The organism is Corynebacterium tuberculostearicum SK141, from assembly GCF_000175635.1.
Taxonomy (GTDB): domain Bacteria; phylum Actinomycetota; class Actinomycetes; order Mycobacteriales; family Mycobacteriaceae; genus Corynebacterium; species Corynebacterium tuberculostearicum_C.
On sequence record NZ_ACVP01000012.1, the window covers coordinates 259,087 to 272,379 of the forward strand.

Annotated in this window: 11 protein-coding genes; 9 read left to right on the top strand and 2 right to left on the bottom strand. The window is 57.3% G+C overall.

The window, feature by feature from the left end; all coding sequences use genetic code 11:
• Positions 1-148: 148 nt before the first annotated feature.
• The 3 genes from polA to CORTU0001_RS04705 all read left to right on the top strand — a co-directional run bounded on the left by polA (position 149) and on the right by CORTU0001_RS04705 (position 4,173).
• Entirely contained in the window at positions 149-2,797 is a 2,649-nt protein-coding gene (polA, locus tag CORTU0001_RS04695; RefSeq protein ID WP_034668166.1) for a DNA polymerase I, read from the top strand.
• A 61-nt stretch (positions 2,798-2,858) separates the two neighbouring features.
• Positions 2,859-3,740: a DNA glycosylase AlkZ-like family protein gene (locus tag CORTU0001_RS04700; RefSeq protein ID WP_244262091.1), complete on the top strand. Its 882-nt coding sequence runs from the start codon at positions 2,859-2,861 to the stop codon at positions 3,738-3,740.
• Positions 3,741-3,816: 76 nt separating this feature from the next.
• Complete coding sequence (locus CORTU0001_RS04705) at positions 3,817-4,173, top strand: hypothetical protein (protein WP_005327827.1); 357 nt, start codon at positions 3,817-3,819, stop codon at positions 4,171-4,173.
• Here the strand turns inward: CORTU0001_RS04705 and CORTU0001_RS04710 are convergent.
• Positions 4,137-4,607, bottom strand: a complete 471-nt coding sequence (locus CORTU0001_RS04710) for an RDD family protein (RefSeq protein WP_034668195.1) — start codon at positions 4,605-4,607, stop codon at positions 4,137-4,139. The genes CORTU0001_RS04705 and CORTU0001_RS04710 overlap by 37 nt on opposite strands.
• A gap of 9 nt (positions 4,608-4,616) precedes the next feature.
• Complete coding sequence (locus CORTU0001_RS04715; RefSeq protein WP_005327836.1) at positions 4,617-5,348, bottom strand: class I SAM-dependent methyltransferase; 732 nt, start codon at positions 5,346-5,348, stop codon at positions 4,617-4,619.
• Between the two features lie 251 nt (positions 5,349-5,599).
• Between CORTU0001_RS04715 and rpsA the strand changes: the two genes are divergently transcribed.
• The 6 genes from rpsA to CORTU0001_RS04745 all read left to right on the top strand — a co-directional run bounded on the left by rpsA (position 5,600) and on the right by CORTU0001_RS04745 (position 13,259).
• Entirely contained in the window at positions 5,600-7,060 is a 1,461-nt protein-coding gene (gene rpsA, locus CORTU0001_RS04720; RefSeq protein ID WP_005323279.1) for a 30S ribosomal protein S1, read from the top strand.
• A gap of 297 nt (positions 7,061-7,357) precedes the next feature.
• Positions 7,358-9,409: a glucose PTS transporter subunit IIA gene (locus tag CORTU0001_RS04725; RefSeq protein ID WP_005327837.1), complete on the top strand. Its 2,052-nt coding sequence runs from the start codon at positions 7,358-7,360 to the stop codon at positions 9,407-9,409.
• A gap of 81 nt (positions 9,410-9,490) precedes the next feature.
• On the top strand, positions 9,491-10,090 hold the full coding sequence (gene coaE / locus CORTU0001_RS04730) for a dephospho-CoA kinase (protein WP_034668168.1): 600 nt from the start codon (positions 9,491-9,493) through the stop codon (positions 10,088-10,090).
• Positions 10,091-10,180: 90 nt separating this feature from the next.
• Positions 10,181-10,543 carry a DUF4259 domain-containing protein gene (locus tag CORTU0001_RS04735; protein WP_005327840.1) on the top strand — a complete coding sequence of 121 codons (363 nt, stop codon included), beginning with the start codon at positions 10,181-10,183 and terminating at the stop codon, positions 10,541-10,543.
• A 40-nt stretch (positions 10,544-10,583) separates the two neighbouring features.
• Entirely contained in the window at positions 10,584-12,677 is a 2,094-nt protein-coding gene (gene uvrB / locus CORTU0001_RS04740; protein ID WP_005327841.1) for an excinuclease ABC subunit UvrB, read from the top strand.
• 129 nt (positions 12,678-12,806) lie between these two features.
• Positions 12,807-13,259: a universal stress protein gene (locus tag CORTU0001_RS04745; RefSeq protein ID WP_005323274.1), complete on the top strand. Its 453-nt coding sequence runs from the start codon at positions 12,807-12,809 to the stop codon at positions 13,257-13,259.
• Positions 13,260-13,293 lie beyond the last annotated feature (34 nt).

The window sequence follows — 13,293 nt, forward strand, 5'->3', positions numbered from 1 at the left end:
CACAATCCAAAGGCGGACTGCCTTTGACTGTCAAAATAGTAGCGCAGGCACTAGGCGAATTCCTAATTGGGTAGGGGCAGCGGGGGAATGCGCACGTCATCCACAAAATCTGCACCGGGGTGTTCGGATGTCGGCCTGGTTCTCTAGGATGGGGCAGGTGACTACTAATCAGCCTCGACTTCTGCTCATTGACGGCCACTCTATGGCCTTTCGTGCCTTCTATGCCCTGCCGGTGGATAATTTCTCCACCTCAGGAGGCCAGCACACTAATGCCGTGTATGGCTTCTTATCGATGCTCTCTAATATCGTGGCGGAAGAGACCCCCGACGCCATTGCGGTGGCATTCGACGTGGGGCGCAAGACCTTCCGCACCGAGATGTTCCCGGACTATAAGGCCCAGCGCGAGGCCGCGCCGGAGGAATTCAAGGGGCAGGTAGACCTCATTCGCGAGGTGCTCGAGGTACTGGGAATTACCACCCTGTCCCGGGAGAATTTCGAGGCTGATGACATCCTGGCCACTCTCGCAACCGAGGCGCAGGATTATGAGACCCTGATCGTCACCGGCGACCGTGACTACCTGCAGTTGGTTAATGAGTCCACCACGGTGCTCTATCCCATGAAGGGCGTATCCACGCTCCACCGTTTTACCCCTTCCGCGGTAGAAGAGAAGTACGGTCTCACCCCCGCGCAGTACCCGGACTTTGCCGCGCTGCGTGGCGATCCTTCCGATAATTTGCCGGGCATCCCAAAGGTAGGCGAGAAGACGGCCACCAAGTGGATAGTCAAGTATGGAGACTTGGCATCCTTGGTAGAACACGCCGAGGAAATTAAGGGCGTGGTAGGCAATAACTTCCGCGAGCGCATCGAGCAGGTGCAGATGAACCGCAAGCTCACCCAGATGATTACGGACATGGACCTAGAGGTCGGTCCAAATGACTTGGCCTTTAAGGAAGCCAAGGTCGCCGACGTTGCCGCCAAGTTTGATGACCTTGAGTTTGGTACCAGCCTGCGCGATCGCGTACTCGCAGCCATTCCCAATGATGGTGCTGAGGCAGCAGAGCAGGCAGAGCAAGTCCAAGAGCTAGAGACGGTCATCGATGACGAGCCATTGTCCCAGTGGTTGCCCGGCCGCGAGCATGTTGCGGTGTATGTCCAAGGCGAGGGAAACCCGGGACAAGGCGACGCTTCTGCGATCGCTTTCGTGGACCAGGAACGCCACGGCCTGCAAGTGGAGCTGGGCGATCTTTCTGCTGAGGACGATAAGGCCCTAGCCCAGTGGTTGGCATCTGATGCGCCGAAGTATTTCCACGAGGCAAAGGCGGCCTTTCATATGCTTGCCGGTCGTGGGATAGAGCTGGCCGGCATTGCCCATGACACGGCCCTTGCTGCCTACCTGCTTCGCCCAGGTCAGCGCACTTATGCGCTTGCCGACGTCTACCAGCGCCACCTCCAAAAGACTCTCGGCGCCGCCACGGAGCAGCTGTCTCTCCTGGATGATTCCTCCCTGGTTGACCAGGCCGCGGCAATTTTGGAGCTGGCAGAACGGCTCACCGCGGAGCTACAGGAGATTGACTCTTTCGAGCTCTATACCGACCTCGAGTTGCCGCTGGTAACCATCCTGGCGCGCATGGAGGCTACCGGAATCGCCGTTGACGTTGACATTCTCGAAACGCAAAAGGATGCCTTTGTAGAGCAGGTTGCCGAACAAGAGCGCGCCGCCCGCGAGCTTGCCGGCGATGACAAGCTCAACCTCAACTCGCCGAAGCAGCTGCAAACCGTGCTCTTTGAGACTTTCGAGCTGCCCAAGACCAAAAAGACGAAGACGGGCTATTCCACCGCGGCCAAGGAGATTGAACAGCTCGCGGCAAAGAACCCTCATCCCTTCTTGGATCACCTCTTGGCACACCGCGAGTACCAGAAGATGAAGACCACCCTGGAGGGCCTCATCAAAACCGTGCAGCCTGACGGCCGCATTCACACCACGTTTAACCAAACCGTGGCCTCTACCGGCCGTTTGTCGTCCACCGAACCCAACCTGCAAAACATCCCCGTGCGCACCGAAGCCGGCCGTCAGATTCGTTCTGCCTTCATCGTGGGCGATGGCTTTGATGAACTCATGACTGCGGACTACTCGCAGATTGAGATGCGTGTCATGGCGCATCTCTCCGCTGACCCGGGCCTCATCGAGGCCTACAAGGAAGGCGAAGACCTGCACAACTATGTTGGCTCCCGAGTCTTTGACGTTCCCGTTGACCAGGTGACACCCGAGCTGCGCCGCCGGGTTAAGGCCATGTCTTATGGGTTGGTATACGGACTTTCCGCTTTCGGCCTATCCCAGCAATTGGGCATTCCGGCGGGGGAGGCAAAGTCCATTATGGAAAGCTACTTTGAGCGCTTTGGCGGCGTGAAGAAGTACCTCGATGAAGTCGTGGTCCAAGCCCGCAAGGATGGCTACACGGCAACGCTCTTCGGTCGTCGCCGCTACTTGCCAGAGCTGAACTCCGATAACCGCCTAGCACGCGAGAACGCGGAGCGCGCGGCGCTTAATGCACCGATTCAGGGCACTGCCGCTGACATTATTAAGGTGGCGATGATTCGCGTAGACCGCGCACTGCAAGGGATGAAGTCCCGTGTGCTGCTTCAGGTACACGATGAATTGGTGGTCGAAGTCGCCCCCGGTGAGGCGGACGAAGTTCGAGAGATTCTCGAGCGCGAGATGGACTCAGCGATCGAGCTGAACGTGCCGCTAGAGGTCTCCGCCGGAGCCGGCAAGGATTGGGATGCCGCAGCCCACTAGCTCGGTTACATTCTCCCGCCCGGAAAAGGCGCGCTTGAGGCTCGCCTCGCAAGGCCTAACCATGAGGCGGTGGGAGAGTGCTGAGGAGACAGCCCGCGCCTTCGGCGTCATGCAAGGCCAAGACTTGCATTCGGTGCGCCGGTCACTGGCCTTGCGGGCGAAAGACCATTCAGATGCTGGAAACATTGTGCGTGGGTATCCCATGCGCAATACGCTTTTCGCGGCTTCTATCAAGGACATAGGCTGGATAACCGAACTCTGCGCGAAGGGGTGCAAGGGTGATACCGAGCTGCGAGCAGGGGTAACCAAGCTCATTGAGAATCCGCTTTCGCGCGCCGAGCTCAAGGAGCGGGCTGCAACAGCGTTGCCCGACGTACCCTTTTGGCATGTTGTGCGTGTAGCAATGGAAAGCGGTCACGCCGTCTATTCAGGAGCCGATCAGCTCATCACACCGGTGGATCTGTCGGGGCTAGAGGAGACCTTCAACGGCGATAAAGTCGCGGCGACCGCGGAGCTGATGACTCGGTACTTCCGAACGCACGGTCCCGCAACATTGCACGACTTTGCCTGGTGGGCAAAGCTCCCACAAAGACTGATACGGCCCGCAGCCGAAAACCTCGCGCCGGACATCATGCGCTGCGGCGAAGTTTCCCAGGACCTTGTGTCGGCTGAGATAGTGGAAATGGCCGAAGCGCGAAAGAAGCAATCGGTATTGCTGCTGGGAGCATTTGACGAGTACATCTTGGGTTATCAAGACCGTCTTTTTGCGATGACGAAGGAAGTCCACGAGGTACTTGTTCCTGGAAACCGCGGGGTATTTCGCCGCGCCATCGTGGTGGAAGGACAGGTCCGTGGAACGTGGAATAAGCAAACCATCGAGGACTTGGGCATGCCCGGCTATGCAATGCGGAAAGTTCAAAAGTTGTGGCGGGATGCGCACTAAGTTTTTTAGGTAGCCTTTTCTGTGCGGAAAAAGTTATGAGTGTAAGTCGAAAAGCTAAGAAGGGAATTGCCGAGCCGTGGCGTTAGAAGAGAAGACGAATAGGTGGACCCTCCGCGTCTTTGAAAGCCTTTGGGCCATTCAAGTAACCTTTCCTGCCACCGAGATTGCTGACCTCGGGCTTGAACGGTTTCTTGCAGAACAAAAGGCCTATGCCATCGGGTACGGAATTATTGCGGTGGCGTATTTTGAGGGTGCCATGGCTAACGCCCGTTTGGCACCTAACCCTAAGGTCAGGAGGCTAACGGCCGCCGCGGTGATGGTCGTAGCGACCGCGCTAGCATTCCTCTTCCCATCGTCGTGGATGTTCGCGGTACTGGTTGTCTTCGCGCTGTTGTACTACTTATTACCTCGAAAAGAAGGCGTGTCCATCTGAGATCGGCGCTCGACTAAGCAATTTGCGAGCATGTCGAACGGTGTTTGACCGAAGGCGAGGACACTCACGCTTAGGACGCCGAGTAGCAACGGCACAATAAACGGCACTCCCGTCAGTGTGAGCATAGAAAGTAACAGCCAGGAATTGCGCAAGCAGGCAGCGCGCCATCCGGGGTGGGTGGCGACGATCTCCAGCTTGAGTGACCATTTTCCTAGCGAAGTTGTCTTCGTGGCCTCGGCCCATACGCGGTAGGCGTAGAAGACTAGGGCGAGGGCCACAGCGTTGTAAATTTCCAGGGCTTGGCCGGTTAAGGGGGCGTCGGCAAGTGCATTGATTGCCCAGCGCACCACAACGATAACGGCCGCTGCCAGGAAGGCGTCGATCCACCATGCGAGGCCGCGGCGTAGGAGTAGGCCAATTCGATCCAGAAACATGCCCATAGGTTAGCGGCAATTCCGGCAGACGAAAATAATCGTGCCGGGGAAGATTTCGCCGCGCTCCGGCGACCATTGGCCCCATGTAGTGGTGAGCCCCCTAGGCCATTCGGGCTCGATAATGTCATCGATTAGGAACGGACCTTTGCCCTGTAATGCCCGAAACCAGTCGGCGATGGTGCGGTGGAACTCCGCATAGGTGAGGTTGCCCTCGCGGTCTTGCTCCAGGTAAGCGCGATCGAAATAGCTGATATCGGCCGTCAGATCGGTGGGATCATCAGGGAATATCCAGCGCATGGGGTGGTTAGCCGAGAGAACGAACCGACCGCCAGGTTTGAGGACACGCGAGACTTCACTTAGGGCTAAATCAAGGTTGGCAAGAAAAGGGAAGGCGCCGAACGCCGAAAAGGCTACGTCGAAAGAGCCCGTGGCGTAGGGGAGTGACAGTGCATCGGCCTGGGCTAAGGGGAGTCCGGGTGCAGCGTGGTTGAGCATGCCGCGGGAAATATCGAAGCCGGTGGCGAAGTGCGCGCGCGACTGCAGCCATTGGGTACACGGGGCGGAGCCGCAGCCAATTTCGAGTACGGAGGAAGCCGAGACGTCGCCTAGCAAGTGTGCTTGGTCTTCGTGGAGCATTTCTGGGCACCAGTAAAAGGAAGAAAGGTAGTCGGGGTGCTCGGCGTGGTAATTGGCGGCGTCGCTATCCCAGTAGGCCTGGTTTGCGTGCGAGGGGGAAGTCACGGTGGGAGAAATTCCTTTGCGAAATAGTTGGTCCGTGTATTTGCCCTTTAAGCTGGACAGATGTAGTGTTGGACGGGCGTGTCTATGCCACGGGTTGTTCTGAGCCCCTGTAGGAAGGCTTTAAGCAATCACGAGGCGGGATCGAATATTCCTCTTTTTAGCTGCATTTGCGCAGCTTAGCAAGCTTTTTTCGAGAGACGCGCAGTTGTCCAATTTCGATTTCCTACATTTATTCGGAGCATTTTTTCAATATGCCATCTTCTAACACCCCGCAGGTTGCGATTAACGATATCGGAACCGCAGAGGACTTCCTCGCAGCTGTAGACGCCACCATCAAGTACTTCAACGATGGTGACATTGTCGAGGGTACCGTCGTCAAGGTTGACCACGACGAGGTACTGCTGGACATCGGATACAAGACCGAAGGCGTTATCCCTTCCCGCGAGCTGTCCATCAAGCACGACGTCAACCCGGACGAGGTTGTTGAGGTCGGCGATGAGGTTGACGCACTTGTTCTCACCAAGGAGGACAAGGAAGGTCGCCTGATCCTGTCCAAGAAGCGTGCACAGTACGAGCGCGCATGGGGCGCCATCGAGGAGCTGCAGGCCAAGGAAGAGCCTGTTACCGGTACCGTTATCGAGGTTGTCAAGGGCGGCCTCATCCTGGATATCGGCCTGCGTGGCTTCCTGCCTGCATCTCTGGTTGAGATGCGTCGCGTCCGTGACCTGGAGCCGTACATCGGCCAGGAGCTGGAAGCAAAGATCATCGAGCTGGACAAGCAGCGCAACAATGTTGTCCTGTCCCGCCGTGCATACCTCGAGCAGACCCAGTCCGAGGTTCGCTCCGAGTTCCTGCACCAGCTGCAGAAGGGCCAGGTCCGCAAGGGCGTTGTTTCCTCCATCGTCAACTTCGGCGCCTTCGTCGATCTCGGCGGTGTCGACGGCCTGGTTCACGTTTCTGAGCTGTCCTGGAAGCACATCGACCACCCATCTGAGGTTGTTACCGTTGGTGACGAGGTAACCGTTGAGGTTCTGGACGTCGATCTGGACCGCGAGCGCGTTTCCCTGTCCCTGAAGGCTACCCAGGAAGATCCGTGGCGCGTATTCGCCCGCACCCACGCTGTGGGCCAGATCGTTCCGGGCAAGGTCACCAAGCTCGTTCCGTTCGGCGCCTTCGTTCGCGTCGAGGAGGGCATCGAGGGCCTGGTTCACATCTCCGAGCTGGCTCAGCGCCACGTCGAGGTTCCGGACCAGGTTGTCACCGTTGGCCAGGAGGTTATGGTCAAGGTCATCGACATCGATCTCGAGCGTCGTCGTATCTCCCTGTCCGTTAAGCAGGCGGACGAGGACTACACCGAAGAGTTCGATCCGTCCAAGTACGGCATGGCTGACTCCTACGACGAGCAGGGCAACTACGTCTTCCCTGAGGGCTTCGACCCTGAGACCAACGAGTGGAAGGAAGGCTTCGACGAGCAGCGTCAGGCTTGGGAGGCACGCTACGCAGAGTCCGAGCGTCGCTTCAACCTGCACACCGCTCAGATCGAGCGCAACCGCGCCGCAGCCGCTGAGGCTGCTGAGTCTACAGAGTCCTCCAACTACTCCTCTGATTCCTCCGATGCAGCTCCGGCATCCGAGACTCAGGCAGAGGTTGGCGGCTCCCTGGCTTCCGACGAGCAGCTCGCTGCACTGCGCGACAAGCTCGCTGGCAACTAAAGCTTCCGCTTAGTTTCCGCTAGGCCTTAGGGCTTGGCTTACCGCCGCGCCCACTTCATCACCTAGATGGGGTGGGCGCGGCTTTTGTGATCTTTTAGACAGTTTGTGCAATCGTTTGCCGGGATGATCGTTGCCTCTAGGTGGTTGACCAGCGGTGAAGCATTCCCAGGTAGAGAAAGTCCCTGGAAGGCCAACAAAACGGGCTTTTGTTCATGTGGGAATCCTCTTATACTCAAACCTGACGTTATAGCCAGTGCAGTACTGGTTATAAGTGGTATTTGAACTGAGGAGTAAGAAGTGGCATCTATCAAGGACACTTCCACCCACATCGTTGAAAGTATCGGCGGCGCCGACAACATCACGTCGCTGACGCACTGCGCAACGCGCCTGCGCTTCCAACTTGCCGATGCGGGGAAAGTTGACCAAGAAAATCTCGATAGCGACCCAGCGGTGCTTGGTACCGTGCCCCAGGGTGCTCACGGCTACCAGGTAGTCATGGGCGGCGGCGTTGCTGACTACTACAACGAGATCATCAAGCAACCCGGTGTGCATGCTTCTGGTGACAAGGAGGCGTCCTCCAAGAAGGAGTATGACGGTGTTCGCGGTAAGTATGACTGGGTAGATTACTGCTTCGAGTTCCTTTCTGATACTTTCCGCCCGGTCCTGTGGGCATTGCTCGGCGCTTCGCTGATTATCATGCTGCTCATCCTGGCGGACACGGCGCACATCCAGGATTTCCGCGCACCGCTGGAGGAGCAACCAGAAGGCTTCCGTCTGGCTCATGCCATGTTCCAGTCGGTCTTCTATTTCTTGCCCGTAATGGTCGGTGCGACCGCGGCCCAAAAGCTGGGCGCGAATATGTGGGTCTCCGCGGCTATTCCCGCGGCACTTTTGACCCCCGAATTCATGTCGCTGGGTGAGCAAGGCGATACCGTCAACGTGTTTGGCCTGCCGTTGGTCATCAACTCCTACGGCTCCCAGGTATTCCCGCCTATTTTGGCTGCAATCGGCCTGTACTGGGTGGAAAAGGGGCTAAAGAAGATCATTCCGAGCGCAGTTCATATGGTCTTCGTGCCGTTCTTCTCCTTGCTCATCATGATTCCGGCAACGGCCTTCCTGCTCGGCCCGTTCGGCATTGGCGTAGGCAATGGCATTTCCTGGGTCCTGTACCAAATCAATGGTTTCTCGCCGTTCATCTTGGCTATCGTCATTCCGCTGCTGTACCCGTTCCTCGTTCCGATGGGCCTGCACTGGCCGCTGAATGTCATCATGATTCAGAACATCGCGACCTACGGCTACGACTTCATTCAGGGTCCGATGGGCGCGTGGAACTTCGCCTGCTTCGGCGTTGTGGGCGCGGTCATGGTTATCTCCTTCAGGGAAAAGAACAATGCCATGCGCCAGGTTTCTATCGGTGCCTTCGCAGCGGGCATCCTCGGTGGCGTGTCTGAGCCTTCCCTCTATGGCATCTTGTTGCGCTTCCGCCGCAGCTACTACCGGTTGCTGCCAGGTTGTGCGGTAGGCGGCGCAATCATCGGTATCTTCGATGTCCGCGCTGAGGCCTTCGTTTTTACCTCTGCGTTGACCACTGGCGCTATGACGCCGCAGCTGGGCTACGTCCTTGGTATTACGGCTGCATTCCTTACCTCTTTCTTCCTGACCCTGTTCTTCGGCTACCGCACAGCAGAAGAAAAGCAGGCAGACTTGGAGCGCATCGCCCGCGAACAGGGCGAATCCGTGGATGACGTAGCTGCTCGTTCGGAGTTCAAGTCCACCAAGGCCGGGAAGGGAGAGCCCTCGAATGCGGGTGGCGCCGTTGCTGCCAGCGCTGCGGGCACTGCTGCTACTGGTGTTGCCGCCAAGCAGGCTGGCAAGGCCGACATCGTGCTGGATTCCCCTCTAGAGGGCGAGGCAGTTGACCTTTCGGAAGTCCCAGATCCTATCTTTGCTGGGGCAAAGCTGGGGCCTGGCATGGCAGTCCAGCCAACTGGCACTACCGTCTATGCGCCTGCCGACGGCAAGGTGCTCACCGTTCAAAAGTCCGGCCATGCGGTAGGCCTAAGTCTCGACAATGGCGTGCAACTGCTCATCCACGTAGGTCTCGATACGGTGGAACTGGGGGGCGAAGGCTTTGACGTGCACGTGGAAAAGAAGCAGCGCATTTCCGCGGGCGATAAGTTGATTAGCTTTGACCCGGAATTCATCCGTTCCAAGGGCTATAACCTGATTACTCCGGTTGTGGTCACTAACGCCACCAAGTTCGGCGCGGTCTCCGGCGAAGCCGGCCAGGTTACCCCGAGTGATGACTTGCTCCGCATTCCCCCGAAGCCAGAGGAAGCAGCGGAATAAAGAATCGCTGACACCTATAGCGACAGAGGAACCCCGCACCATCGCGTATGGCGGGGTTCCTTCTCGCGTAGGGTGGCTGCCATGAAACTCATTGGCCTTACAGGCGGCATTGGCAGTGGCAAGTCAACAGTCGCGAGGATCTGCCGCGGACGAGGGTGGCGCGTGGTAGACGCCGATGGCATTGCGCGCGACGTCGTCAAGCCCGGGCGGCCTGCGTTAGCGGAGCTGGCGGCAGCATTTGGAGAAGATATTTTGCTGCCGGACGGCAGCCTCAACCGCAAGGAATTGGCTCGGCGAGCCTTTGCGGATAAGGAACATACCGAGTTGTTGAACTCCATCACCCATCCACGCATCCAAGCGGAAACGCAGCGCCAGTTCGCGGAGGCACGTGAAGAAGGCTATGACTTTGCCGTTTACGATATGCCGCTTTTGGTGGATAACGGCTTAGACAAAGACATGGACTACGTCATCGTGGTCGACGTGGCCGTAGAAGAGCGCGTCCGTCGCCTCGTTGCTTCACGCGGGCTGGACGAGGACGATGCGCGCCGTCGCATAGCAGCGCAGGTACCTGATGAGGTGAGACTAGCCGCAGCCACGCACGTCATTGACAACAACGGAACGCTGGAGCAGCTGCGTGCGCGAGCGGCCGAGGTCATGAACCGTATAGAAGCGGAGTCATAGACGCGGGGTCACCCAAACTTTAACCGTTGGGTGGTTAGAGTTTACGCAGTTTCGAAGTTGCGTTAACTTTCGCGTCTTAAGCTACTCGCCGTGGGAACGTGGGATACTGGGCCTTTTGATAATCACGCAGCGCGAGAACTGCTCGCTAGCTTGCGTGATGGCTCTTTCGATCTCAAGGCCTTTCAGAAGTCATGCGCCGAAGAGCCCATGGACTCCGATGACGCGGAAACCATGATCGCACTGGGCGCCTTATTGAAGCTGAAAGCTGATGCGCTGCCGGAAGGAATCCACCGCGAGGATCTTGCGCCCCTGTATACGCCGCAGTCTAAAGCGTGGCTGCGCCGCCGCATTAATAGTGCGATGCGACCAGAGACGTCTTCTGTTTATGCGCTGTGGGAGACCACCGGCGAGCTGGAAGAGTGGCTGCGCACCGCGCAGAACTCCTTGCCGTGAACATAGCTAGCCGCGCCGTATAAGCAGTAGAGTAGTGGGCATGGCTTTTGCTGCTGAACATCCTCTTATTCCAAATTCCGAGCACCGCGTCGTCAGCGAGGTCGAGCGCACCCCAGGTGAGTTTCAGGTTGTCTCTGAATACGAGCCGGCCGGCGACCAGCCCGCTGCTATTGCAGAGCTCGATGAACGCCTCAACCGCGATGAGCGCGATGTCGTACTCATGGGTGCTACCGGTACGGGTAAGTCCGCCACCGCTGCGTGGTTGATCGAAAAACAGCAGCGACCCACGCTGGTGATGGCGCCAAATAAGACCCTGGCAGCGCAGCTAGCGAACGAGCTGCGCCAACTCTTGCCGCATAACGCGGTGGAGTACTTCGTCTCTTATTATGACTACTACCAGCCTGAGGCTTATATTGCGCAGACGGATACCTATATTGAAAAGGACTCGTCCATCAACGAGGACGTAGAGCGCCTGCGCCACTCGGCTACCTCGGCCCTGCTGTCCCGCCGGGACGTGGTGGTTGTGTCCTCCGTGTCGTGCATTTATGGCTTGGGTACCCCGCAATCCTATTTGGATCGCTCAGTCATTATTTCCGTGGACGAGGAGCTGGACCGAGACCGATTCCTCCGTTTGCTGGTGGATATCCAATACGAACGCAACGACGTGGGATTTACCCGTGGTACTTTCCGCGCCAAGGGTGACACGGTCGATATCATTCCGGCTTATGAGGAACGTGCGGTACGCATTGAATTCTTCGGCGATGATATTGATTCTCTCTACTACATTCACCCCGTCACTGGCGATGTCATCGAGGAAGTAGACGAGGTGCGTATCTTCCCCGCGACTCACTACGTGGCAGGACCCGAACGCATGGAAAAAGCTGTGGCTGCCATCAAGGAGGAATTGGCCGAGCGCCTGGAAGATCTGGAAAACCGCGGCAAGTTGCTCGAGGCGCAACGGCTTCGCATGCGCACCGAATACGATCTAGAAATGATCGAGCAGGTAGGTTTTTGCTCCGGCATCGAGAACTACTCCCGCCACGTCGATGGCCGTCCGGCCGGCTCCGCTCCGGCAACGCTGCTGGACTACTTCCCAGAGGATTTTCTCACCATTATTGACGAGTCTCACGTCACTGTCCCACAGATTGGCGGCATGTTCGAGGGCGATATGTCCCGCAAGCGCAACCTGGTGGAGTTCGGTTTCCGGCTGCCCTCCGCAGTGGATAACCGCCCGCTGACTTTTGATGAGTTTGAACAGCGTGTGGGACAAACCGTCTATATGTCTGCCACCCCAGGTGACTTTGAACTTACGTCCTCGGACGGGGAGTACGTGGAGCAGGTGATTCGCCCGACTGGTCTGGTGGATCCGAAGGTTACGGTCAAACCCACTAAGAGCCAGATTGATGACCTTATTGATGAGGTACGCACCCGCATTTCCCAGCAAGAGCGCGTACTGGTGACCACGCTGACCAAGCGCATGGCAGAAGACCTCACCGATTACCTGCTGGAGCAGGGGATTAAGGTGCGCTACCTGCACTCGGATATCGACACCTTGCAGCGCGTCGAGCTTTTGCGGCAATTGCGCTTGGGCGAGTTTGATGTGCTGGTGGGCATTAACCTCCTGCGTGAGGGCCTTGACCTCCCCGAGGTATCGCTCGTTGCCATCTTGGATGCGGACAAGGAAGGTTTCTTGCGCTCTACCACCTCGCTCATCCAGACCATCGGCCGTGCTGCCCGTAACGTCTCCGGCGAGGTGATTATGTATGCCGATAAAATCACCGATTCCATGCAGGAGGCAATCGAGGAGACGGAGCGACGCCGCGAAAAGCAGATTGCCTATAACAAGGAACACGGCATTGACCCGCAGCCTTTGCGTAAGAAGATTGCCGATATTCTTGACCAGGTCTATGAAGACGGCGGCGACGAAGAGTCCAATTCTGACCCCTCTGCAGTGGTGGAGAAGCGAGACATTTCCAGCATGGCTACCGATGAGGTGCAGGCGCTTATCGACGACCTCTCGGCCCAAATGGGTGCCGCCGCGCGCGAGCTCAAATTTGAACTGGCTGGTCGTCTGCGCGATGAGATTGCTGATCTAAAGAAGGAATTGCGTGGGTTGAAGGAAGCGGGAATTTAGTTTTCTCCCCCTGAAAGTGATGATTGGCTCCGTGGGTACTTTTCTAAAGGGCTGCGCTAGTTATACTGAATAAGTGCCAGAAGCGCCGTTTAGTTGTCACTGTGAAATAGTTCAACTGCAAGGAGAATAATGCTTACTTATAAAAACATTGCCGTCGGCACCGATGGCTCTGAAACCTCCCTGCGCGCGGTCCGCGCTGCGGCGTCCATGGCACGGGCGTACGACGCTAAGCTGATCATCATCTCAGCTTTTTATAACCACGCTGGATCCATGCTTGGTGCTCCGAGGGGCGACGAAGCCGGTCTGCCCGTTGTAAGTGAGGACATGGCCGGTACCTACCTAACCAATGCCACCCGTATCGCCGAGTCGGAGGGTGCGGAACACATTGAAATCGTAGGGAAATCTGGAGACCCAGTAAAAGCCTTGTTGGAAGTAGGCCAGGACTATGACGTGGACCTGTTCGTGGTGGGAAACCGCGGCGTGAATTCCGTTCGTGGTCGAGTCTTTGGTTCTGTCCCAACGGAACTAACCCACAAGTCAAAGGTAGACGTCGTCGTAGTTAATACCAGCGAGAAACGTTAATCTTTTTTCGTTGTTACACTGGCAGTAATGCCTC